Origin of the sequence: Bacillus cereus group sp. N6 (genome assembly GCF_016483705.1) — a bacterium.
In the GTDB taxonomy this organism is placed as follows: domain Bacteria; phylum Bacillota; class Bacilli; order Bacillales; family Bacillaceae_G; genus Bacillus_A; species Bacillus_A wiedmannii.
On the sequence record NZ_JAEHBI010000050.1, the window covers coordinates 14,717 to 37,897 of the forward strand.

Consider the following 23,181-nt stretch of genomic DNA (forward strand, 5'->3'; position numbering starts at 1 on the left):
AAGAATATTTACCATACAAATAGTCCAACAAGCATAGCGCTTAATAAGGAAACTGCCATCCCACTAACGAGAAGCTTCCAAACATTTTTACCGATTATGGCTGATTTTTCTCCGCCAAATAATGAATTGTAAGTTCCGTAAATCATACCTACTGTACTAAAGTTAGCAAAAGAAGCTAGAAATGTAGTTGCAACTGCAACTGTATGTGGTTGTAAAGACTTTAGGTTCGATTTTAAATCCATCATTGCAACAAATTCATTCGTCGTTATTTTGATCCCCATTAATTCAGCTACATACATCGCATCACTGCCCGATAAACCGAGTAAAAAAGCAAAGGGGCTAAAGATAATGGAGAAGATTTTTTGAATTGTTAAACCTGTGACGAAAAAGCCTAAAATTCCATTTAAACATGCAGTTAATGCCACATAACCAATTACCATAGCTAAAATAACGATAACCATATTCATCCCGACTAACATACTGTTTGAAATAGTAGAAAAGAAATCTTTTTTTTCATCTTTTGAAGGTGTATATATGACATCTTCTTCTTTCGTAATTTCTACAGGATTTAAAACATTGGCTAAAATTAATGCGTTAATACAGTTTAAAGGGATTGCGCTGAAAATATATGTTGCTGGAACCATAGATAAATAAGCGCCAAGAATGGAGCCGCTAACGCTACTCATACTCATAATTCCAAAAGTTAATAAACGATTATCTTTTAAAACAGATAACTGATCACGAACAACCGCAAGTGCTTCGGTGTTTCCTAAAAACATCATTTGAATCGAAAAGAAGCTTTCTAACTTTGGTAAACGAGAAATCTTTGAAATAATTGCACCTACTTTATCAATAATCCAAGTTAAGATTCCGAAGTACGAAAGAATATCAAAGAAGGTGATAACGAAAATGATAGGAAGTAATGCGCTAAAGAAGAAATCAATTGTTTGATTTTCCATAGCGGAAGGAAAGGCAAACCGAATACCTTCATTCGCGCATGACAGTAGCCAACTGAAAAATGACGCAATTTTATTAATGATAATACTACCGAGCTTCGTACCTAACATAAACCACGTAATAAAGAGCTCTAATATGATTAGAATAACGATTGGTCTCCATTTTATATGTTTTTTATTAGGCGAACAGAGGAAAACGATTAAGATTACAATGAAAATCCCTAACATATTTAATATAAAATACATGTCAACAACTCCTTGAAAGTTATTATTTGTATATAAAAAAGCTCCTATTCTTCTTAATTTAGAATGAATGTATTTCAACTTAAATTTCATTAATTCTAAAAATATAGAAGGTATAATTCGATAAAAATAGAATTTAATATATAGTAAACAGGGAGGGGATAAAATGGAGGTCTATCACATAACGAGTAGAAAGAGGGAAACTTACCATGTTCAAGTGAAGTATTCGATACTTTTCGAATGCGCACTTGGCATTGCGGCAATCACTCATAAAAGGTTAATCGATACCCTTGAAAAGAGTCAAAATGAATGGGAAGAAATTAAGGAATCATTAACAGAAGAAATGAGAGAGCACTTACAGTTTGTAGAAGAACATAATACGTGGAAAGCGTTACTTCAGTTGTTGTATAAAGAGGATTTTCAGGACTTAGCACAGTTTTATGCTAAAATCGATTCGCTTTCAGAAGTAGATTTGAAATATATATGCTTACCGTTTTTAGGCGAGAAGTATGAAAAGAAAAGATATTTAGCAGCAAGTGGAGACGTAACTGCAATATATGAACTAGAGGAGCTGACACAAGATCATCAGTTTTTTTCTACGTATCTTCGTTTTATATGTAATATCGATGTGCAAAAACTAAAGGACCATTTAGTAGCCGTTATGACAGGGTGGTATGAGAGTGTTATTCAGAAAGAGGAGGAGCAAATACTTTCTATATTACAAAGAGATTATGAAGCGAAAAATGAAATGAATAAAAAGATGAAACCAGAAGAGTTTGTCGAGTGGGCGACTGGCGGTGTGAACTATATGCCAGAACCAAGTGTTCATTATGTACTTCTTATCCCGCAAATGACGTACAGACCGTGGAACATTGAGGCGGATATTGAAGATACGAAAGTATTTCATTACCCAGTCGCAAACGAAAGCATCCATCCTGAAGATCTATATGAACCGAATTATTTTTTAGTTCAAAAACATAAGGCACTTGGGGATGAAGCGAGGTTACGCATTGTAAAAATGTTGTTCGAACAAGAACGGACTTTGCAGGAAATTACAGAAAGACTGCAACTCGGTAAATCGACTGTACACCATCATTTGAAATTGTTACGTGCAGCGAAGTTAGTAGATATACATGACGGGAAATATGTATTGAGAAAGAAAGCAGTACAGTCGTTAGCGAAAGAATTAGATGCGTTTTTAAATAGATAATATGCAACTAGAATGCACATAGAGGGAGGAATCTAGTAGAAAAGTTGGTGTGTGAAATTGAAAAATGTATTGAAAAACCGTTCGTTCTTTTATATGTGGATTGGCAGTGCAATTTCAGAGTTAGGGGGGGCTTTCGGAACGTTATGTAATTCGATTCTTGTTTACGAATTAACAGGATCAAAAACAGCATTAAGTAGTATGTGGCTACTATACTTTATCCCATCTCTTATACTACAACTAATAAGTGGCCCATTTATTGATAAATGGAGCCGGAAGTGGATTATGATTTTTTCGCAATGGATGCGGGCTTCGGTTTTCTTACTGCCGTTAGTCATGTTACTTACTAACAGTATAGAAGTATGGCATGTGTATGTCGTACAAATAATAATCGGGCTTATTACGCCGCTGTATACACCTGCAAGTCAAGCAATTACACCGAGCATTGTAAATGAAGAACAACTTCAAGACGCAAATGCATATATTGATGGGATGGCTCGACTTATGATGTTTCTTGGACCAATATTAGGCGGAGTGGCCATTCATTTGATTGGAGTAGAACTTACACTATCTTTCGTATGTATTTGTCTATTTGTTAGTGGCGCTTTTTTGCTTTATATAAAAGAAAAGAGAACAACACAATCCATTCGGAAAACGTGGCTAGAACAGTTTCTTCACGGTTTTACATATTTTTTCACAAAACCAGTTATCGTTTGGCTCGGTGTCTTTCTTACTTTCGTGCAATTTGGGGTGGGGGTAACGCTGGTTACAAATCTTCCTTATATAAAAGATGAGCTGTCAGCAGGGTATGCGGAGTTTGGTTATTTTATGGCTGGTTTCCCGTTTGGCTATGTAATTGGATCTATACTAGTCGGAAAAGTAACATATAAAAGCCGGCGTATACTTATGCTTGGGGGATTGTTTATAGGAGGACTAACATACATTTCTCTAGGGTTCAATCATAGTATAGTAATTGCGGTGTTCATTGAAGTAGTTGCAGGCATTTGTATTTCATTTTTCAATGTTCATAACACAACAATTTGTCAACAAACAGTACCAAACAATATGATAGGACAAATATTTTCAGTGCGTTTATTTTTCATACGATCCGCTATGCCGTTAGGTGTGTTATTAGGAGGCATACTAAGTGAAATGTGGGGAATAAGAGCACTATATTTTATTATAGGTGCGATTATATGTGTTACTTCTTTAATAGGATTATTCCTTCCGTATTTCAAATTTTTAGATGAAGCGGTTGAAGAGAGAATAGCATAATTCAAACAATTAAAACTTTTTAATTGAAAATAATTATCATAATCAACTATAATAGAAGAATACTAGTATTCGTATTAAAAAGAGGGAGTGGAATATATGTTTATCGAAACGAAAACATTTACAGTAAAAGAAGGTACATCAAATATAGTTGTAGAACGTTTCACTGGAGAAGGTATTATTGAAAAATTTGAAGGCTTCATCGACTTAAGTGTTCTTGTGAAAAAAGTAAGACGCGGAGATGAAGAAGTTGTCGTTATGATTCGCTGGGAATCTGAAGAAGCATGGAAAAACTGGGAAACAAGTGAAGAACATTTAGCAGGGCATAGAGCGAGTCGTGGTAAACCAAAACCAGATCATATCATTAACGTTGATCACGCAGTTTATTATGTAAAATCATCGAAAGCGGCTTATCAACAGTCGTAATATATATGTAAAGATAGAGGATATTTGTTTAGTAATAAACAAATATCCTCTTTTTTTGATTTATAGTAAAATATGGATGTGATATATGTTTAATTGTTCGTTATAAATGGAGGTAAATGAAGTGAAAAAAATGTTACGAATGGTAGCTTTAGCGACGACATTATTATCAGCGTGTAGTAATAATAATGTGAAAGATGAAGTATCTAACAATGAGGAAGAAAAACGTGAGAGTAGTGCAAAAATAGTAGAGCAGAAAGAGTATATTATTATTGATAAGAATTATAATGAAATATTTCTAAAAGATGCTAGCTCAAATAAAGAAGATAGTGTGAAAGTAAGTTTAAATGATTTAAATCCAACAAAATGGGAGGCACCTGTAAGAAATGGTATCCCAGATATAGGTGATCATATTTCTTTAGAAAAAGAAGAGGGTAAATATACACCTACATTAGTAAAAGATCTTGTTGGTGAAATAAAGTATGATGGTACAATTAAATATAAAATTTTAGAAGCAACTAATAAATCAGTAAAGTGGTTTCCGCTAAATAAAGAGAACAATGGAGGATATGTTCCGCCAGAGATGGTAAAAGTAGTGAATGCTTCGAAAATAAAAGCTGGAGATATTGTTACGATTCAAGATAAAACAAAAAGCAGTAAAGACGCAATTGTATATGAACTGACAATCGTTGAATAAGTATGTAGAAGGTTATAAGAAAAGTACAATATATTTAGGTGACGAATAACTCCATAATAATATGTTTGGAGGTTACAAATGTTAGAAGCACAAACATCTATTAAACATGAACAACATAAAAAATTAGTGCAAACCATAGTAGCTGAAATCTTATCTATAAATAAGATAACTGGATGTATGCTTATCGGATCTGTCGCAAGAGGTGATGCATATCCTGATTCGGATTTAGACTTCTATGTTCTTTTAGAAGACGGACAAAATAAGAAATTTCATTCTGAAACGAGGGAAGAAATTTTAGTTGAATATAAGTATGCAGACGTTAATCAAATACTAGAAAACTTCAAAAACAATCCGATGGAATTATACTCATTTTTAGAAGGGTAAATTTTATTTGATAAAAGCGGCGAGTTGAAAAAGTTAAAGGAAATAGCTACATATGAATTTGAAAACTATCGTGTTTCTAGCGACAAAGTGAAAGGTATTTCTCATTGGTTGCGTAGTTCGCTCATTAAAATTCAGTCTGCTTTGAAAGCACATGATGAGTTAAAAGCTTCATACATTGTTCATACGTCAACTTGGACATTGTTAGAAGGGATATGGGCTATTAATAACAAGCCTACACCGCCAGCGGGATCTGTTTTAAGGTATATACAAATGTTGCCTAATAAACCAATTCATTTGGGGGCATTACTTCATAAACTATTTGTAGGGGATACAATAGAACGTACCTCTTCAGCAATTTTCTTAATTGAGTGGATTTTACACAATTTGAAAAGTAAATAATTTGACCATTTTATATAGGTAAATTAAAATTTCATGTCGAATGATTCATGTAATTGCATGCATTAAAAAAGCGTTCTAAGCTATAGAGAAAAGTATTAGACTATAAAGCATAGTCTTAGACGGAACGCTTGAATATCTTGCTTTACATATTTAGGTGTTATGGATATGAGTCTATATAACTTCTGTTTAATAGGAGATGAGTAAATGAAGTTAAATCATTTGAATCTATGTGTTGATGATTTATCAGAAGCGAGACATTTCTTTGAAACATTTTTTGATTTTCAATTTTTGGAGCAAAAGGGGAAGGCACTAGTAGTGATGAGTGATGAGAGTGGATTTATACTTGTGCTAAGCGATCCAAAAGCATTTAAGGGAAATAAGGAAGTTATGTACCCTGAAGCTTTTCATATTGGTTTTTTAGTGGATACTTCAAGTGAAGTTGATCAAACATATAATCGTTTAGTAGCTGGTGGCATTGAAATAGACAAGGAACCGTATGCAATGAGAGGTAGTAGTTACGGTTTTTATTTTTCAATGTTTAATGGATTGTTAATTGAAGTGTCCTGCCTTGACTATAAAGATGGTAAGAAAGTTCAATAGCAATTAACAAGAGTAATTGTTTGAAGATGTAAATCAAGCCTCTTATCCAGTGTGGAAAGGGGCTTGATTGTTTTATTTGTATGATAAGTGAACAACAAACTGTTAATAAACTAGAGGATATTCACCTTAAACCAAATATTATAGATTTAAAATGAAGTTTGATAACAAGGTCTATTTAGCAGAGGAATTGCTTATGCATAAAATAATAATAATGTATGAATCAAGCAGGTTTCCCATATGGTAAAGTACGAAACTATTATAAGTAGTACAGTGAAATCAATAGGAGGTTACCGCTATGACAGCTGTTTTTAAAGATATGGCGTTCCAGTTAAAAACGGAACGACTCGATCTGAATATGTGGGAGGAATCTGATGCAGTCTGGCTGAGACAATTAATTGGTGAACGTGGTGTGGACATGCCAACCATTGAATCTGTTCGTAGCTCTCTTATCGAAATGCGCAAGAAAGCAACTGAAAATGGTATTTCTCTTCTTACTATACGTAGGCGAGAAGAAGGGGATTTCATCGGATACTGTGGTTTAATCATCGGTCGTTCCACGCTTGAAGAGCCAGAGATTGCATATGAGTTGTTCCAAAGTGCTCATCGAAAAGGTTATGCGACAGAGGCAGCATCAGCAGTGCTTGAGGCTGCGATTGCTACGGGTCGCCATAGACTTTGGTCTACTGTAGGTGCTTGGAATACGGCGTCTTTCCGGGTATTAGAAAAGATAGGGTTTCATCGGCATCACAGTACGTGGGGGGAGCGCGGTGAGATTGTTTGGAACGTACGCGATCTGTAGAAATCTGACTAAATCCGGAACAAAAAAATGTAAAAGAAAACCTCTATGTTAGGTTACTTAGTAATCTAACATAGAGGTTTTTCTTTATAGTAAATATTAATTTTGTATATATTTAAGAGTAATAGTCTGTCGTTTATTTTAATTTTTTACATCGTCGAATAATTGGAGTGCCTCTTTCACATTCAATCCATTCTTCACAATGCCATGAATCGCTTGAATCATCGCAGCAGGATGTTCAGATTGCCATATGTTTCGGCCCATATCTACGCCGATTGCGCCTTCTTGCAGTGCATTGTACGTAATGTTTAATGCGTCTTCAATTGAATCGAGTTTTGGACCACCAGCGATTACAACTGGGGCAGGGCAAGTGCTGGTGATTTTTTCGAATCCTTCGCAGTAATACGTTTTAATAATGTCAGCACCCATTTCAACACATACGCGGGAAGCGAGTGCTAGAAAGCGTGCTTCACGTTTTTGTAATTCTTTCGCAACAGCGGTAATACCGAGTACTGGTAGACCGTAATCGTGAGCTTCTGAAACTACATTTGCGAGATTTGAAACAGTTTGTGTTTCATAGTCTGATCCGACGAAAACAGAAACACCGACGCCAATTGCGTTTTGTTTTACTGCTTCTTTTACTGGTGTAACAATTGTTTCATTCGCTAAATCTTTACCGACGACAGTAGCTCCACCTGAAACACGCATAACCATCGGTGTGCTGCAGTTTTCAGGAATACAGGAGCTAAGTACACCTCGAGTTAAAAAGAGGGAATCTGTGTAAGGAAGTAAGTTTTTAACTGTTTCAAGTGGCTGTTCTAGCCCGTGAATGGGTCCTAAAAAGTAGCCGTGATCTATCGCTAACATAACCGCTCTTCCATCAGGTAAAATTGTATTTAATCGATTTTTAAATCCCCAAGTCATTAGAAATCACTCCTTCGTTAATGTTGGATTTTCCGTTTGTACCGTATCTTTATTTGGTAAATGTGGTGACTTAATAAAAACTGCTTTAAAAGGTTTGTCAGAATGGTTAATAAGATAGTGAGATTCATGAGGGCGAACTTGCAATACATCGCCTTGTTTAATCGGAACTTTTTCGTTATTCACATAGAAATCAATTTCACCTTCTAATGCATAAAAGACTTCCTCGCACGTCGTATGGTAGTGATTTTGAAACTCTTGCCCAGGCTGAATGACAACAAGGCCAAGATCAATATTCGGACCTTGTATTAAATATTTCGGCCCATTATCACCGAAGCGATAGGAGAAGTCATTTTCATTCGCTTTTAACATACTTTTTCACTCCTTTATGTAATGTGTTACAGAGCACCAGGCGCAATCCACATATGTGAGGTGAGCCCTTTATCAGCTAAAGCGAGTTGACTGTTATACACAGTTTTCCATGTTTCATAGAATTCTTTATATAGTTCATGATTTTCAGTAATTGGTTCAAATGTGTGCTCCCACTGTACAAACTGTTCAGCAGTTTCTTCCATAGCTGAATATATGCCAGCGCCAACTCCAGCAGCAATCGCAGTTCCTAAAGCAGCTGCTTCTTTCACAACAGGTACTTTTACAGGAATACCAAGGACGTCCGATAAAATTTGTGGCCATAGTTTTCCTTTAGCAGCACCGCCAGCAAAAATGACTTCAGAAGGGAATGTCCCTGTTAGATTTTCTATTAATTTTAAGTTGCCAAGTGTAACGAAGGCAGCATTTTCTTCAATAGCACGGAACAGTTCTTTTTTTCCGCATTTGTCTGCATCTAAACTTAAATTTAAAAAAGAAGGTGCGGCATGACGCCAAGAAATGTAGTTCATAACATTTGAAAAGGTAGGGATAATGCCATGTGAACCAACAGGTACGTCTTTCGCTTGTTCTTCTAATAATGTATAAGCATCTACACCGAGTTTGTCAGCAAGTTTCTTTTCCTCATGGCAAAAAGCATCTCGAAACCAGCGCATAACAAGGCCTGGGAAAAAGGCAATCGTTTCATATTGCCAAAGGTTAGGTATAACGTGACAATTTACCCGAATGGAAGCATGTGGATCTGTTTTTGGTTCTGTAACATTGACTTCTTGTTGCCAAAAACTACCTCCGCATATTAACGTTTGATTAGGTTTCACGACTCCTGTTCCAAGTGAAGCCATTTGTGCATCTCCGCCCCCGGCGACGACAGGAATTCCTTCACATAATCCAGTTAATGCTGCACACTCTTTTGTGACGTTGCCAATTACTGTACCCGCTTCATTTACTGTTGTTGAAAATGGTAACGTTAAACCGCACTCGATAGCGACATCGTTATCCCATATTCTATTTTGCAGGTCAAAAATACCGGATGTACATCCATTTGATGGATCGATTTGCAGTACGCCGCTTAATTTATATAAAATCCAATCGTTTAACATCGTAAAAGAGTGAATAGCATTATAGACGTCTGGTTCATGTTTTTTAATCCAAAGTAGGCGGGGTAAAGCACCTAATGAAAAAGTTTGACCAGATCTTGTATATAATTCTTCTTCAAGATGTGACCGAATTTCTTTTAGTTCACTAACTTCGGCGGATGCGCGCCCATCAACATTTGCACAAGCCCAAATTTCTTGCCCATCTTTATCATATAAAACAAAACCTTCTCGCATACTAGTAGCGCTAATAGCTTGAATAGAAGAGGGCGAGACATTACTTCTTTGTAAAACTTCTTTCGTGCATTGTTGTACAAGTTGCCAGTTTTCTATTACATCAAAATTCATAGAACCTGGGTAACGAGGATCCGTGTTATGAACCCATTCTTTTTGACTGACCGCAATTTGATTACCTAGTAAATCAAAAAGAACAGCTCGAATGCTTCCTGTACCAGCATCAAAAGCTAATAAATGAGACATTAACAATCACCATCCTTTCGTAATAAGGAGAGGGCCGTTTCCTCATCGGTAATTAATGTATGAATGAACTTTCCTTTTAAGGCACCATAAATTGCATCTATCTTTTCTATACCTCCAGCAACACCAACGACATGTTTCATTTTGCGCAGAATCGAGAGCGGCGTACCAATTAGTCGATTATGATGTGGGAGCTTTAATAAATCACCATTCGTATTATAAAACTGCCCTAAAATATCGCCAGCACCGTTTTGACTACGAATATATGTCATCTCACGTAGTGTTAATTTTTCTTCTTTTACAATAGTTGCGTCTTGGGATAGCCCGCCAATACCAACAACTGCTGTATGAGCAAGTGAAGCGACATGAAGCATATCTTTTACACTCGGTTCTGATAGAATACTTTGTGCCATTTCGGTTGTAGATGCTAGAAACGGCGTAGGGATAATGTGAAAATCGCCTTGCATGTAGTGAAAATAGTTTTGTTTTCTCGGGAGATAGTGATTTACTCCGCCTGTTAGCGTTACAATTGAAAGATTAATAGAAGTTTCAAAATGAATGTTTTCTAGCATTTTGCTAATCGTTTCACCCCAGCCAATGCCGAGTAAATCGCCTTGTTGGAGCTGAGTTTCTAAATACTGTGCAGCAGCTTTTCCGAGAGAAGCGTGATAATTGTTTATTGGAGTAGGGATAATGAAAGCATCTTTTAAATGGAATTTTTTCATTAGGTCACGCTCAATACTTAAACAGTGTAAACCAGTCCCTTTTACGTGAAATGTAACGATACCTTCACTGCGCGCCTTATCTAATAATCGGACAACTTTATTTCTTGAAATGTGAAGAAGTGAAGCAATTTCCTGTTGTGTTAATTGGTCTTTATAATAGTACCAAGCTACTTTAGTTAATAAATTCTCTTCAAAGTTCAGCTGTGTCATACGCGTCATCCCTTTCAACAATTGACCACTGCTTAAACATATGTGCCATATATTTTGTTTATTCCAGTTGAAACGATTAATTGTCTGATGAAAAAAGTGTTCTAGATATGAAAAAAGAAATATACAATGCTACAAAACAAGTAGAACAAATAATCATTTTCTCAAAAAATGTTCTGGATGAAGGCAGGTGACATCATGTGGAGAACGTACCTTTATTACATGTAAAGAAAATGAGTAAGGCGTTTTCAAATCAACATGTGTTAAAAGAGGTGAACTTACAAGTAGAGCGTGGCGATATATACGCTTTAGTTGGAGGGAATGGTGCTGGAAAATCAACATTAATGAAAATATTAACGGGGTTATATTCGTATGATAGTGGAGAAATGTATGTAAAAGGAATGAGGAAACAGTTTGTAAATCCGGAAAAAGCACACCGAGAAGGGATTTACTTAATACCACAAGAACCACTCATTTTTCCGCATATGACCATTGAAGAAAATATATGTATCGGACTAAAAGGGAAGAAAAAGGAATTAAAAGTAAAGATTCAGCAATTGATTGACAGTTTAAGATGGGATATTGACCTTAAAGAATTAGGAGGATCACTATCCATTGCGCAGCAACAGTTAGTAGAAATCGTTAGAGGATTAATACGGGAAGCCGAGATTCTTATTTTAGATGAGCCAACATCGACATTAACAACTCACGAAATAAAGAGTCTTTTTGTGCTGATGAAAAGTTTACAAGAAAAAAGAATAGGAATGATATATATTACGCATCGCTTTCCAGAAATCTTTGAAATTGCCAACAAAGTAGCGATATTACGTGATGGAATGATTGTAAGCCAAGGTGATGTATGTGACTATACATATGACATGCTAATGGAGGGGTTATTGCCGAAAGGGTATAAACAAGAAGAGAAAAGAGAAATAGTGCAAGAGACAAAAGAAACGAAAAAAATATTAGAAGTAATTGATATAACGAGTCACGCATTCGAAAATATATCATTTACTGTACATGCTGGAGAGATTGTAGGAATTGCTGGCATTGTTGGATCAGGCAGAACGGAATTAGCAGAAACCATATTTGGATTGAAGTCTATAAAATCAGGTTCTATTTTATTAGAAGGAAAATCAATTGATTCATGCTCTTTGCATAAAAGACTTAGCGAGGGATTAGTTTATGTGCCAGAGGATAGAGCAAGAAATGGTATTTTCTCAATTGCATCGGTTAAAGAAAATATGACTGCAGCAAGTTTACATCAGAATAGTCGATTTTTCATTAACCAAGAAAAAGAAAGCGCTTTATTGAAGACGTATATAGAACAGTTTCGAATTGTTGTACGAAGCATGGATGAAGTTCTAGCATCTTTATCGGGAGGTAATCAGCAAAAAGTCGTGCTTGCAAAATATCTTGCGTGTAATCCAAAAATTATTATTCTTGATGAACCGACTCGCGGAATTGATGCGAAAGCAAGGATTGAAGTATATGAGACGATAGAAAAAATGAAAAGAGAAGGACTCGCAATATTATTAATCTCTTCCGATGTTGAAGAAATCGTTCAATTAGTAAATCGTGTATATGTAATGCGAAATGGACAATTTGTTTCTCATTTAGAGAAACAAAATATGACTGTAGATGAAGTTACACGTCTTGCATACGGAGGTGTAACGGAATGAAACGTATGTATAAAATGCACGAAACATCTATCATACTATTATTACTCATTTACATTGCCATTGTCGGAATGATAAATCCAAGTTTCGTTCAGCTTAACTCGTTATCTTTAATGATGAAATCAAGCGTTATTTTAGTTGTGCTAGCAATTGGCCAATCGTTCGTCTTATTTACGAAAAATATAGACGTATCAGTCGGTTCAATTATGGGATTAAGCGCAGCTGTTTGCGGGATGTTGTTAACGGATGGATATCATGCATTTTTGTCCATACTTGCTGCTATTTTACTTGGCGCTATTCTCGGTTTTATAAATGGGATTGGCGTTGCGAAGTTTCGGGTACCAGCTATTATTATGACATTAGGTATGTTAGGGATCATTAGAGGTGCGATGTTAATTTTCACAGGCGGAAAGTGGATTGAAGACGTACCAAACAATTTTAAGAAAATGTCATCGATCGTCATACTTGGTTTGCCGATAATTGTATGGGTTGTTCTTATTATTTTACTACTACTATACTTCTTTTTAAGGAAAGTGCCATTCGGAAGATACTTTTATGCGGTAGGTGATAATGAAGATGGCGCGAGACTCATTGGTATACCAGTTAATAAAGTGAAGATATATGCGTTTATTATATCTGGCATAAGCGCTGCTCTCGCTGGTTGCATATTTGTCATGAATATCGGGTTCGTACCAAATCAAACAGGTACCGGGATAGAACTACAGGTTATCGCAGCTGCTGTACTAGGGGGAATTCATTTAAAAGGAGGAACGGGTTCTATAGTTGGAGCTGCATTAGGAGCAGTATTTTTAGAGGTGATTAGTAGTTCACTTGTCTTTTTAAAAATACCTGCGTTTTGGAATAATGCTATTTCAGGGTTTTTATTATTAGTAATCGTTATATTAGATAGTGTTATGAAAAAGTGGAAGGCGGAAAGGAGGATGAATCTATGAAGTATTTGTACAGATGGGAAGGTGTTCTAATTGTATTACTTTCTATAGAATTCATTCTCTTTAGTTTTATAAGTAGTGATTTCTTAAATATTAGTAATCTCCTTTTTAGTACAAATGATTTTCTATTTATAGCAATCGCAGCGATACCAATGACTTTCGTTATTGTAACAGGAGGAATTGACGTTTCTGTAGGATCTATTATGGGGTTAACTTCGATTATAATTGGTGTACTTTGGATGAATGGAATACCTATTTTGCTAGCGGTCATATTAGCTCTTTTAATCAGCTGTTTAGCAGGAGCTTTAAACGGATTCATTATAAAAATGACAGACGTAGAGCCACTTGTCGTTACACTCGGAACAATGTTTTTATACGGCGGAATTGCACTCGTCATTTCAGGAGGGGCAGGTGCTTCTGGATATGAAGGGATAAGTGGTTTGCCTGACGCATTTGTACAACTGGCAAACGGTAGTTTTATAGGGATACCGAATTTATTATGGTTATTGATTATATTAACGATTTTATGCACTGTATTGTTTCACCGTACTATTTATGGGCGCCACGTCAAATTAACTGGTGCAAACGAAAATACACTGGGATCAAAACGAAAAAAGTAGTCATCATCGCTTACATACTTTCCGGGTTAGGAGGTGGATTAGGAGGCGCTTTCTTAACTGCATATTTCGGCTCCGCACGTGCTGATATGGGAAGTGAAACGATTTTACCAATCATTACAGCAGTCGTATTAGGCGGGACACTTATTACAGGGGGAAAAGGAAGTATTATCGGTACTGTACTGGCGAGTATTTTTATTGGGTTAATGCAGTATGGCTTGCAAATGACGAGTTTAACAAATGAACAATCTAACGTAGTTATTGGTATTATTCTTATTCTTTCAGTTATTATGAGACATTTCAAATTACATCAATTCACACCGTGGAAAAGAAAGAACTTGCATAAGGGGGAAATGTCATGAAGAGAAAACTGGGGATTGTATTCATTGTATGCATTTGTTTAATCGGTTTAATCGCTTGCTCTAGTCAAACGGCAGATAAGAAAAAGGCAGATGATGTGAAATTTGCATTCATCCCGAAATTAACTGGAGTTGGCTTCTTTACATCGGGTGGTGAAGGAGCAAAAGAGATGGGAGATAAGTTAGGCGTACATGTGAAATATGATGGACCGTCTGAAGCAAGTGTATCAGGGCAAGTGAAATATATAAACAACTTTATTAATCAAAACTATGATGCACTTATGGTCTCTTCTACGTCAGTAGATGGTTTATCACAATCATTACAACGAGCTAAGAAAAAAGGAATGACTGTTTTAACGTGGGATTCTGATGTGAATCCGAAAGACCGTTCATTTTATATAAGCCAAGGAACACCAGATCAACTTGCTAATTTATTAATTGAAATGACTTCCAAACAAATTGGGGATAAAGGAAAAGTAGCATTTTTTTATTCTAGTCCAACGGTAACGGATCAAAACCAATGGGTAACGAAAGCGAAAGAAATTATTAAAAAGAAATATCCGAACTGGGAAATTGTAACGACGCAGTACGGCGAAAATAATGCGCAAAAATCTTTATCTGTAGGAGAGAACATTTTAAAAACATATCCAGATATTAATGCAGTCATTTGCCCGGATGCAACGGCACTACCAGCGATGGCACAAGCAGCTGAAAACTTAAAAATGGATAAAAAAGTAGTCGTAACTGGTTTTTCCACACCAAACGTTATGCGTGATTACGTAAAACGTGGAACAGTACAACAATTTGGATTATGGGATGTAAAACAACAAGGTGCACTCGCAACGTATGTAGCAAATGAAATAGTAGTAAAAGGGAAGAAGTTAAAAGTAGGGGATAGTTTCGAAGTAAAAGGAATCGGAAAAGTGAAAGTAGAGCCAAACTCCATCCAAGGTTATGATTATGAAGCAGAAGGAAATGGAATTATAGTATTACCAGAGCGGGTTGTATTTACGAAAGAGAATATTGATAAATATAATTTTTAGTAACAAAAAAACGTCCGAATAAATCGGACGTTTTTTAATAACTTCTTTAATTATGAACCGTTTCTTTTTCATTTAATCCAAGCGTACGACCTGTAGAAGTGTGAAGGTCTTGGAACAATCTTGGATTTTCAGTTAGTGAAATGCCATAAGAAGGAATCATTTCTTTTATTTTTTCTTCCCATTCTACCATGCGGCTTGGGAAACATTTTTCTAATACTTCAAGCATGACGTGAACGGCAGTAGAGGCACCTGGTGAAGCACCTAGTAATGCAGCGATTGAGCCGTCAGCTGCACTGACAACTTCTGTACCGAATTGAAGTGTACCTTTACCGCCAGCATCAGTATCTTTAATTACTTGCACACGTTGCCCAGCAACTACAATATCCCAATCTTCACTTTTCGCGTTCGGAATGAATTCGCGTAATTCTTCCATACGTTTTTCGTGAGATAACATAACTTGCTGAATTAAGTATTTTGTTAATCCCATTTCTTTTACACCAGCAGCTAACATCGTTAAGACGTTATTTGGTTTTACAGAACCAATTAAGTCAAGGTTTGAGCCAGTTTTTAAGAACTTAGGAGAGAACCCTGCGAACGGTCCAAATAGTAAAGCTTTTTTATTGTCTATATATCTCGTATCAAGGTGAGGTACAGACATTGGCGGAGCGCCAACTTTAGCTTTACCATATACTTTCGCATGATGTTGCTCGATAACTTTTTGGTTTTTACATACCATAAATAGTCCACTTACAGGGAATCCACCAATATGTTTTGATTCAGGGATACCAGTCTTTTGTAGTAGAGGTAGACTACCGCCACCGCCGCCGATAAAGACGAATTTTGCAGTGTGATGCTCAATTTTACCACTATTCATATCGTGTACTTTTACTTCCCACAAACCATTCTTTGTGCGTTTAATATTTTCGACACTATGTTTGTAGTTTAGCTCGACATTTTTCGTTTGTAAGTAATCAAACAACATACGTGTTAATGCACCGAAGTTAACATCTGTTCCAGAATCAATCTTCGTTGCAGCCATTGGTTCGTTAGGTGTACGTCCTTCCATAATGAGTGGAAGCCATTTTTTTAATGTTTCAGGAGCATCGGAAAATTCCATACCTTGAAACAGTGGATTTTTTGAAAGCGCTTCAAAACGGTTTTTTAGAAACTCAACATTTTTTTCACCTTGTACTAAACTCATATGAGGTAGAGGCATAATGAAATCTTGTGGATTACGAATTAATTTACTTTTTACAAGATATGCCCAAAATTGTCTTGAAAGCTGGAATTGCTCATTTACTTTTACAGCCTTACTAATATCTATAGATCCGTCAGATTTTTCGGAAGTATAGTTCAGTTCGCATAGCGCAGAATGCCCTGTACCTGCATTATTCCATTCATTAGAGCTTTCTTCCCCGGCACTTGCGAGTTTTTCAAAAACTTTAATTTCCCATTCAGGTGCTAATTCTTTTAGTAATGAGCCTAACGTTGCACTCATAATTCCTGCACCAATTAAGATAACGTCTGTTTTTTGCTGCATGTTGCTCATGATAATCTCTCCATCCCCTATATTGGCAAAAAAGAGTAGGTGTTTTCTATGTCTAAGCCGTAAAAGAGAAACACCGCCTAGGCCCCACCTAGGTATTTACCTTTTTTGTCTCAATTGTATAACCATCTCATACTCTATTATAATAATTAATAGACTAAAATATCTAGTGTTATCTGATAATTTTAAACTATTTAACGTTTTATTCGCCAAAAATCTTATTTAACAAGCTCTTTTAAGGTGATAAATAGAAAAAAATTACAGTTTGAAATTATCCCGAAAAAGCTTACGTATACGAAAGTGGGTAGAAAGGATACCTTTTTATGGAATTTTACCCCTGATAATAGTATGATTATTCTGTAAAATAAAAAGGAGGGATACCAATGCGTACACAAGAACAAATCGCAAACTTATTTCGGAATTTTTCAATAAAGGAATGTAAAGGGTCAAGTGATTTATATGAATACTTATCAATAAAAATTGCTGAAGATGAGGAAGTACTTACACTATCTTCCTACGCTCAAGTAGGCCAACCAATTCCAAACTTATTATTAGGTGCTGTACATTATTTATTACTATCAGGGAAAGAACATCATTTAAAAATGTATTACAGTAGCTTAGTTGAAAATGCTAATACGGATTTAAATCAAGCTTTTGATTATTTTAAAGATTTCTGTAAAACGTATCGAGAAGAAATCATTACCTTATTACAAACGAAACTCGTTCAAACGAATGAAGTAAGGCGATGTGCGTACTTATACCCAAGTTTTTGTTACATATTTAATAAAGTGAAAAAACCATTAGCGTTAATTGAAATTGGGACAAGTTCTGGATTACAACTGTTCTGGGATCAATATAGCTATTCGTATGGAACAGATGTAACATACGGAAATATAAACTCGAATGTGCATGTAACTTCTGAAATAAGAGGAGAGAATGTGCCTCATTTTCTAAAAGAAAGTCCATCTGTCGCAGAAAGAATCGGACTAGATTTACATGTAAATGATTTACATAGTAATGAAGATTATTTGTGGCTATGTGCACTCATTTGGCCAGAGCATAAAGAAAGACTTGAAATGTTTGACCAAGCAGCATCTTTAGTGAAAACTGAATCTGTTCAATTAATAGAAGGAGACGGTGTGGAGCTATTGCCATCTATCATCGAACAAATAAGTAAAGATGCTATAATCTGTATTTTCCATACACACGTCGCAAATCAAATACCTGAACAAGTAAAACGTAAGTTAGAAAAACAAATCCAAGAAATCGGTGCAAAACGTGATGTATTCCACCTATATAACAACATGTGGGACCGGGACCTTCATATTGATTATTATATTAACGGAAACGAATATCGTGAAACGGTTGGAGAAACCGAAGGGCATGGGAGATGGTTTAGTTGGAATCTTGGGAAGGAGACGCTTTGCTAGTGTTTCTTCAAAATAAAAAATAGCTAATGGGAATATACCATTAGCTATTTTTTATTAAACTTATCGGGAGTCCAAGTGGAGATATCATTACCAGGTGTAGCAACAACAAGCTATTGCTCACATTGGACACCAGTTCGTCTCGATATTGATATATAATTGCCCCTCATAATGAACAGGATCATGAAAATTTGTAAAAATGAATTTTTATTGCGGTTGGAGAAATTCCAAATTGTAATCCATCAACTTGTGATCCGATGAATAGATTTTTTAACACTTTTTCAGCGTAAATTTTATCCTCTGTATTCATTCTTGAAATCCTCCTTTTCTTAAAAATATACTTTATATTTTTATTGTAATAAATAAATTTTCATGTAAAATGAACCTTTTGTGAAAAACGAGCGAATATAGTGTGAAAGATCATGAGAGGGGAACGTAATTTTGGAAGAAGTACAATTAAAAGAATGGCTATATCAAATGGAGTCTGGGGACCAAGAAGCCTTTCAAGTTATTTATGAGTACACATGTAAAGATATTTATAAAACAGTAGTATTTTTAGTAGGAAGTCAACACGAAGATGTAGACGATATAGTGAATGAAGTGTATATACACATGTGGAAATCCGTAACAAACTATGATATAAATCGTTCATTTCGATTTTGGTTACATGGACTAGTTGTGAAGCAAGTACAGGATTGGCGTCGTAAATCGTGGCGAAGGTTTCGGATTTTTGAAAAGAAAAAAATGTATGAACAAGATCGCTCTTACATAATGCATGAAGATATTTTACATAAGGAAACACGTAATGAATTAGTGGAGATTGTACACAAATTATCTTATAAGCATCGTGAAGTAATAATTATGCGTTACTTCCATGAATATAGTATGGAGGAAATTGCTGCACTTCTTCAAATCCCTATCGGTACAGTGAAATCTCGATTACATACTGCACTAAAACGATTAAGAGCTGAAATGGATCATATGCCAGACATAAGAGAGGGAGAAGTAAATGGATTTTGAAAAATATGTAACAAATGAATTGAAAAGAAAAGCAGCGAATATAGAGCCTTCTCCTAATCTGGAAGATAAAGTACAAGCTTCTTTTTATAAATACCAAAAGATGAGGAACAAAGAGAAAACTTCTATGAAGAAAAAGTTATTACTTGGCTTTGTTGCTGCTGCTATTTTAATACCGACTGGTACTTTTGCAGGTACAACATTAATGGATAAAATTGTAGGGACACCAGAAAAAGCAAGGCAAGATATGGGAATGACTGAGGATGGTTATAATTTAGTAATGGAACGTATAGAAATTGCTAAAAGTATATTTACAGAAGAGGACTTTGAAAAGTATGTAGCTTTATTACAGGAAACGTACCATTTTTATAAGAAAGTAAGTGTCGTAGAGAATGGTGAGAGACAATATACAGCTACAAATCGTTTAAATGCTGATGAAGAAAAAAGAGATAGAGAAGTAATGGAACAATTAAATATATATGAAGAAAGCATAGATCAACATTTTACCTATACATTTGAACAAGCCGAAAAAATAACTGGTTTTCCAATCAAGCATCCAACATATATTCCGGTTGGACATCAATTAGTATTTGAAGAAGTAAAAGCAGAAGCGACATTAGACAAACCTGTGCCGTTGATTACGATGAGATATGAAAATCGTAATGTAAAAAAAGAGCCACATACTTCAGATGTAGAATTAGGTTTTACAATTCATCAATTAGAAATCGTTGAGGGAGAATATAAAGATTATTTTCTTGATAGACCATTTGATAAACCATCTAAAAGAGGACAAAATTTTACTGGAGATATAAAAAAATATACATTAAATGGCTATGACGTTACATTCGGTGAGTATAAAGAATCGAATGTACGAGCTATGAAAATAGTGGTACCTGCAAAAGAAGGGAAAAATGCATATCAAATCTATATAAATGGTAGTATGCTTTCTAAAAAAGAACTTGAGAAAGTTATACTTTCGATAGTTGAATAGGGCGTAATATGTAAAGAAATGCTACTTTTAGTTCAAAAGCAGCATTTCTTTTTTATATAGTTAAATAATTATACTCAAAATCTCCTTAGGCAATCCATATCTTTTTCCCCAGTGCTCTGGCAAAATCATATAACCAATTTCAGCCTCTTTAACATTATCCTCGTTTACCGTAACATGTCCAAGATTGATATACTCATTTGTAATAGAATCATATACTTTATAAGAGCCGAATAGTTGATGATTTTCATTGCGCTTTACCAGCCTTGTAAAGTCATTTTTCGCTTCATCTAACGGAATAGCGCGTTCGGTAATTTGCGCCATTACTTCTTTATTAAATACGAGTTGGAAATATAAATTAAAATCTGTTTCTTCAAATTTAGCTTTTGTATAATATTCCTCCAAACTAATTTTCATTTGTTCTTCAGAAAAAAGATAAATTAAATCGTAATTTCAATTTGATTACCTTCAGGATCGCTTATCACACTTTCGTAATAGCCATCTCCAGTGAAACGTGGTCCATTTAATAAAGGATAACCATCATTTTTCAATGTTGTAGTTAATTCATTTACACGTTCTTCACTACCGACAGAGAAAGCCATATGAGCATAGCCAGTTATGTTGGGGTTAGGCTCTTTTTCTATACCTTTTTTACGCATAATTTCAAGTCTTGCACCAGATTCGAACGTAATAAAATAAGATTCAAATTGTTTTGCTTTATTATGATATAAAGAGTTCGCTTTACCATTAAAGTACTTTGTATAAAAAGAACGCATTAATTCTAAATCATTTACCCATATTGCAATATGTTCTATTTTCATAGTTTTCACCAATCCTTACTTAACTAATTTGGCTTTCACTTTATAAAAATTGTTTTTGCATTGCAAGAATTTTGATTGGGTGTTAAAGGTGTTATTAATTTTTGGTTATTTGTGGGCATACAATATGTAATTAAGTAAAGGAGAAGCATAGTAATTAAAGAAAAAGGTGAATGAAGCATATGAATCCATTTGAGCAAATGATGTACGTTGGTGTCATTATGTCTATTGTACTATCTGTAATGATTTTAGGATCTTTATATTATAATCCTCGTCTTTCGTTAACTGAATATCCGAAAGATATTCAAAAGGTAGTTTTTCCAAAATCGATTCATGAAAAAAAGCAAACAATCTACTTTAATATTGCATATAATGCTATTCTTTTCGGTACGCCTGTCGTTTCTACATATATACTACATAAACATGAAAAATTATTATATATTGATGCCTATTTACATACTTTTGGTATTTTAATGATTTTCAATTTAGTAGATTTGTTTATAATTGATTGGCTAATCTTTTGCTGGATTACCCCAAGATTTGTTGTTATTCCTAGTACAGAAGGCATGAAGGGATATAAAGATTATAAGTTTCATTTAAGAGGGGCTATAGTCGGCACAAAATTTTTAGCAATCGTAAGTTTGTTTTTGGCAGGAATTGTGACAACTATTTAGTATGAAGAGTTTATAGAAGATAGTGAGATTTATCCCGCGTTAACGGACAGGAAAACTCCCACCTCAAAATTCAGTTGGAGCAAAGAAGTTAGGTGGGAGATCAACTGTCCGTAAACGTCCGATTGGTTCAACTAATAATCATTGGGGGATGAACAAAACCCCCACTGATTAAAGTTTCACTTTATAATATATAGAATTAAAAATGAGAATTTGATAGTATTGGAGTAAGGAGTTTTAATAGCAGTATATTAAGTCGTAATAATATACTGCTGCAAATGCTTTCCTAATTTTATGGAAGCATTTGATAGAATTCAAAAAAATAATGGAGGCTAATATGAAAAAAATAATTGGCGCAGCAACAGCAACTGTTTTTGGATTGGGAGCATTTACTACAACTGCTACCGCAGAAACAATCGTAACAGCAGATGTACTCAACGTACGTGAAAAACCGACTACTGAATCAAAAGTTGTCAAAAAAGTAAAAGAAGGAGAAAAGTTAAAGGTTATACATACGGAAGAAGGATGGTCCAAAATGGATTTAAATGGTAAAGAAGTCTTTGTAAGTGCGGAGTTTACAAAAGATGTGTATTATGTAACAGCGAATTTGTTAAATGTCCGTTCTGATGCCAGTACAGAATCAGAAATACTTGGCAGACTAAAAACAAATGATGTAATTGAATCAACACATCAAGTAAAAGACGGTTGGTTACAATTTGAGTATAAAGGAAAAACAGCTTATGTTAATGTTTCTTTCCTATCAAGTACAGCACCAGTTGAAAAAACAGCTAAAGAGAAAACGAAGCAAGTAGCGAAAGTACACAAAACAGCTAAAGCTAAGGATGAAGTTAAAGCACAAAAGATAGCAAAGCCTAAGGAAGAAGCGAAAGTACAAAAAGTAACAAAGCCTAAAGAAGAAGTGAAAGTACAAGAAGTAGTAAAGCCTAAGGAAGAAGTGAAGGTACAAGAAGTAGTAAAGCCTAAAGAAGAAGTGAAAGTACAAGAAGTAGTAAAGCCTAAAGAAGAAGTGAAAGTACAAGAAGTAGTAAAGCCTAAGGAAGAAACGAAAGTACAAGAAGTAGTAAAGCCTAAGGAAGAAACGAAAGTACAAGAAATAGTAAAGCCTAAAGAAGACGTGAAAGCCCAAGAAGAAGCAAAAGCTAAGGAAGAGGCCGAAGCAAGAGAAATAGCAAAGTCTAAAGAAGAAGAGAAAGCAAGAGAAATAGCAAAGTCTAAAGAAGAAGAGAAAGCAAGGGAAATAGCAAAGGCTAAAGAAGA

Annotated in this window: 21 protein-coding genes and 4 pseudogenes; 16 read left to right on the forward strand and 9 right to left on the reverse strand. The window is 35.1% G+C overall.

The genetic code is table 11. From position 1 onward, the window contains the following. Positions 1-8: 8 nt before the first annotated feature. Positions 9-1,202: a nucleoside transporter C-terminal domain-containing protein gene (locus JDS99_RS25155; protein WP_199695922.1), complete on the reverse strand. Its 1,194-nt coding sequence runs from the start codon at positions 1,200-1,202 to the stop codon at positions 9-11. Positions 1,203-1,365: 163 nt separating this feature from the next. On the opposite strand from JDS99_RS25155, the gene JDS99_RS25160 reads away from it, so the two are divergent. The 7 genes and pseudogenes from JDS99_RS25160 (at position 1,366) to JDS99_RS25190 (ending at position 6,980) form a co-directional block, all read left to right on the forward strand. Further along, complete coding sequence (locus JDS99_RS25160) at positions 1,366-2,409, forward strand: ArsR/SmtB family transcription factor (protein WP_098134090.1); 1,044 nt, start codon at positions 1,366-1,368, stop codon at positions 2,407-2,409. Positions 2,410-2,466: 57 nt separating this feature from the next. After that, entirely contained in the window at positions 2,467-3,681 is a 1,215-nt protein-coding gene (locus JDS99_RS25165) for an MFS transporter (RefSeq protein WP_141555716.1), read from the forward strand. Positions 3,682-3,777: 96 nt separating this feature from the next. Further along, positions 3,778-4,104 (forward strand): heme-degrading monooxygenase HmoA, encoded by a 327-nt coding sequence (hmoA, locus tag JDS99_RS25170; protein WP_000469503.1) that lies wholly within the window; start codon positions 3,778-3,780, stop codon positions 4,102-4,104. Positions 4,105-4,210: 106 nt separating this feature from the next. Then, positions 4,211-4,798: a hypothetical protein gene (locus tag JDS99_RS25175; RefSeq protein WP_088122429.1), complete on the forward strand. Its 588-nt coding sequence runs from the start codon at positions 4,211-4,213 to the stop codon at positions 4,796-4,798. A gap of 78 nt (positions 4,799-4,876) precedes the next feature. After that, positions 4,877-5,581: pseudogene (locus JDS99_RS25180) on the forward strand (nucleotidyltransferase domain-containing protein). Between the two features lie 204 nt (positions 5,582-5,785). Continuing rightward, entirely contained in the window at positions 5,786-6,181 is a 396-nt protein-coding gene (locus tag JDS99_RS25185) for a VOC family protein (protein ID WP_088122427.1), read from the forward strand. A 295-nt stretch (positions 6,182-6,476) separates the two neighbouring features. Continuing rightward, positions 6,477-6,980 carry a GNAT family N-acetyltransferase gene (locus tag JDS99_RS25190; protein WP_098858489.1) on the forward strand — a complete coding sequence of 168 codons (504 nt, stop codon included), beginning with the start codon at positions 6,477-6,479 and terminating at the stop codon, positions 6,978-6,980. Positions 6,981-7,118: 138 nt separating this feature from the next. Here the strand turns inward: JDS99_RS25190 and lsrF are convergent, their stop codons facing one another. The 4 genes from lsrF to JDS99_RS25210 are packed head-to-tail and all read right to left on the reverse strand — an operon-like array spanning position 7,119 to position 10,791. Further along, positions 7,119-7,901: a 3-hydroxy-5-phosphonooxypentane-2,4-dione thiolase gene (gene lsrF, locus JDS99_RS25195; protein ID WP_000219775.1), complete on the reverse strand. Its 783-nt coding sequence runs from the start codon at positions 7,899-7,901 to the stop codon at positions 7,119-7,121. Positions 7,902-7,907: 6 nt separating this feature from the next. Further along, entirely contained in the window at positions 7,908-8,270 is a 363-nt protein-coding gene (locus JDS99_RS25200) for a cupin domain-containing protein (RefSeq protein WP_046959771.1), read from the reverse strand. Between the two features lie 26 nt (positions 8,271-8,296). Beyond that, a complete protein-coding gene (gene lsrK / locus JDS99_RS25205) occupies positions 8,297-9,859 on the reverse strand; it encodes an autoinducer-2 kinase (protein WP_141555712.1) in 1,563 nt (520 codons plus the stop codon). Continuing rightward, on the reverse strand, positions 9,859-10,791 hold the full coding sequence (locus JDS99_RS25210; protein WP_087984656.1) for a sugar-binding transcriptional regulator: 933 nt from the start codon (positions 10,789-10,791) through the stop codon (positions 9,859-9,861). Before JDS99_RS25210 ends, lsrK begins: the two co-directional genes overlap by 1 nt. Before the next feature lie 197 nt (positions 10,792-10,988). Here JDS99_RS25210 and JDS99_RS25215 point away from each other — a divergent pair, with 197 nt between their 5' ends. The 4 genes and pseudogenes from JDS99_RS25215 to lsrB all read left to right on the forward strand — a co-directional run bounded on the left by JDS99_RS25215 (position 10,989) and on the right by lsrB (position 15,436). After that, positions 10,989-12,470: an ATP-binding cassette domain-containing protein gene (locus tag JDS99_RS25215; RefSeq protein ID WP_199695923.1), complete on the forward strand. Its 1,482-nt coding sequence runs from the start codon at positions 10,989-10,991 to the stop codon at positions 12,468-12,470. Further along, positions 12,467-13,420 carry an ABC transporter permease subunit gene (locus JDS99_RS25220; RefSeq protein WP_098858485.1) on the forward strand — a complete coding sequence of 318 codons (954 nt, stop codon included), beginning with the start codon at positions 12,467-12,469 and terminating at the stop codon, positions 13,418-13,420. Before JDS99_RS25215 ends, JDS99_RS25220 begins: the two co-directional genes overlap by 4 nt. Further along, positions 13,417-14,396: pseudogene (locus tag JDS99_RS25225) on the forward strand (ABC transporter permease subunit). The gene JDS99_RS25220 and the pseudogene JDS99_RS25225 overlap by 4 nt, the downstream one beginning before the upstream one ends. Then, on the forward strand, positions 14,393-15,436 hold the full coding sequence (gene lsrB / locus JDS99_RS25230) for an autoinducer 2 ABC transporter substrate-binding protein LsrB (protein ID WP_098068323.1): 1,044 nt from the start codon (positions 14,393-14,395) through the stop codon (positions 15,434-15,436). The pseudogene JDS99_RS25225 and the gene lsrB overlap by 4 nt, the downstream one beginning before the upstream one ends. 46 nt (positions 15,437-15,482) lie before the next feature. On the opposite strand, the gene JDS99_RS25235 is transcribed toward lsrB, so the two are convergent. Further along, positions 15,483-16,985, reverse strand: a complete 1,503-nt coding sequence (locus tag JDS99_RS25235; protein WP_098347420.1) for a malate:quinone oxidoreductase — start codon at positions 16,983-16,985, stop codon at positions 15,483-15,485. A gap of 380 nt (positions 16,986-17,365) precedes the next feature. On the opposite strand from JDS99_RS25235, the gene JDS99_RS25240 reads away from it, so the two are divergent. Next, positions 17,366-18,412, forward strand: coding sequence for a DUF2332 domain-containing protein (locus JDS99_RS25240; protein WP_199695924.1), 1,047 nt, complete (start codon positions 17,366-17,368; stop codon positions 18,410-18,412). A 126-nt stretch (positions 18,413-18,538) separates the two neighbouring features. Here the strand turns inward: JDS99_RS25240 and JDS99_RS25245 are convergent. Next, positions 18,539-18,719: pseudogene (locus JDS99_RS25245) on the reverse strand (hypothetical protein); the annotation flags it as partial. Positions 18,720-18,850: 131 nt separating this feature from the next. Between JDS99_RS25245 and JDS99_RS25250 the strand changes: the two are divergent. Beyond that, positions 18,851-19,429: a sigma-70 family RNA polymerase sigma factor gene (locus JDS99_RS25250; protein WP_075307582.1), complete on the forward strand. Its 579-nt coding sequence runs from the start codon at positions 18,851-18,853 to the stop codon at positions 19,427-19,429. Next, entirely contained in the window at positions 19,419-20,417 is a 999-nt protein-coding gene (locus JDS99_RS25255; protein ID WP_199695925.1) for a hypothetical protein, read from the forward strand. Before JDS99_RS25250 ends, JDS99_RS25255 begins: the two co-directional genes overlap by 11 nt. 69 nt (positions 20,418-20,486) lie before the next feature. Here the strand turns inward: JDS99_RS25255 and JDS99_RS25260 are convergent. Then, a pseudogene (locus tag JDS99_RS25260) lies at positions 20,487-20,831 on the reverse strand (GNAT family N-acetyltransferase); the annotation flags it as partial. 23 nt (positions 20,832-20,854) lie between these two features. After that, the gene (locus JDS99_RS25265; RefSeq protein WP_060487169.1) at positions 20,855-21,235 is read right to left on the reverse strand and encodes a VOC family protein; all 381 of its coding nucleotides are present in this window, start codon (positions 21,233-21,235) and stop codon (positions 20,855-20,857) included. Between the two features lie 179 nt (positions 21,236-21,414). Here JDS99_RS25265 and JDS99_RS25270 point away from each other — a divergent pair, with 179 nt between their 5' ends. Next, positions 21,415-21,906, forward strand: a complete 492-nt coding sequence (locus JDS99_RS25270) for a nitroreductase (RefSeq protein WP_141555710.1) — start codon at positions 21,415-21,417, stop codon at positions 21,904-21,906. Between the two features lie 334 nt (positions 21,907-22,240). Next, on the forward strand, positions 22,241-23,181 hold a 941-nt coding region (locus tag JDS99_RS25275; protein ID WP_199695926.1), incomplete at its 3' end, for an SH3 domain-containing protein.

Excerpts from the sequence above, each read along its gene's own strand:
- JDS99_RS25270 (WP_141555710.1), top strand. The coding sequence starts at position 21,415 with ATGAATCCATTTGAGCAAATGATGTACGTTGGTGTCATTATGTCTATT.
- JDS99_RS25175 (WP_088122429.1), top strand. The coding sequence starts at position 4,211 with ATGGAGGTAAATGAAGTGAAAAAAATGTTACGAATGGTAGCTTTAGCG.
- JDS99_RS25220 (WP_098858485.1), top strand. The coding sequence starts at position 12,467 with ATGAAACGTATGTATAAAATGCACGAAACATCTATCATACTATTATTA.
- lsrB (WP_098068323.1), top strand. The coding sequence starts at position 14,393 with ATGAAGAGAAAACTGGGGATTGTATTCATTGTATGCATTTGTTTAATC.
- JDS99_RS25235 (WP_098347420.1), bottom strand. The coding sequence starts at position 16,985 with ATGAGCAACATGCAGCAAAAAACAGACGTTATCTTAATTGGTGCAGGA.
- JDS99_RS25255 (WP_199695925.1), top strand. The coding sequence starts at position 19,419 with ATGGATTTTGAAAAATATGTAACAAATGAATTGAAAAGAAAAGCAGCG.
- JDS99_RS25265 (WP_060487169.1), bottom strand. The coding sequence starts at position 21,235 with ATGAAAATAGAACATATTGCAATATGGGTAAATGATTTAGAATTAATG.
- lsrK (WP_141555712.1), bottom strand. The coding sequence starts at position 9,859 with ATGTCTCATTTATTAGCTTTTGATGCTGGTACAGGAAGCATTCGAGCT.
- JDS99_RS25185 (WP_088122427.1), top strand. The coding sequence starts at position 5,786 with ATGAAGTTAAATCATTTGAATCTATGTGTTGATGATTTATCAGAAGCG.
- JDS99_RS25240 (WP_199695924.1), top strand. The coding sequence starts at position 17,366 with ATGCGTACACAAGAACAAATCGCAAACTTATTTCGGAATTTTTCAATA.
- JDS99_RS25190 (WP_098858489.1), top strand. The coding sequence starts at position 6,477 with ATGACAGCTGTTTTTAAAGATATGGCGTTCCAGTTAAAAACGGAACGA.
- JDS99_RS25155 (WP_199695922.1), bottom strand. The coding sequence starts at position 1,202 with ATGTATTTTATATTAAATATGTTAGGGATTTTCATTGTAATCTTAATC.
- JDS99_RS25160 (WP_098134090.1), top strand. The coding sequence starts at position 1,366 with ATGGAGGTCTATCACATAACGAGTAGAAAGAGGGAAACTTACCATGTT.
- hmoA (WP_000469503.1), top strand. The coding sequence starts at position 3,778 with ATGTTTATCGAAACGAAAACATTTACAGTAAAAGAAGGTACATCAAAT.
- JDS99_RS25200 (WP_046959771.1), bottom strand. The coding sequence starts at position 8,270 with ATGTTAAAAGCGAATGAAAATGACTTCTCCTATCGCTTCGGTGATAAT.
- lsrF (WP_000219775.1), bottom strand. The coding sequence starts at position 7,901 with ATGACTTGGGGATTTAAAAATCGATTAAATACAATTTTACCTGATGGA.
- JDS99_RS25210 (WP_087984656.1), bottom strand. The coding sequence starts at position 10,791 with ATGACACAGCTGAACTTTGAAGAGAATTTATTAACTAAAGTAGCTTGG.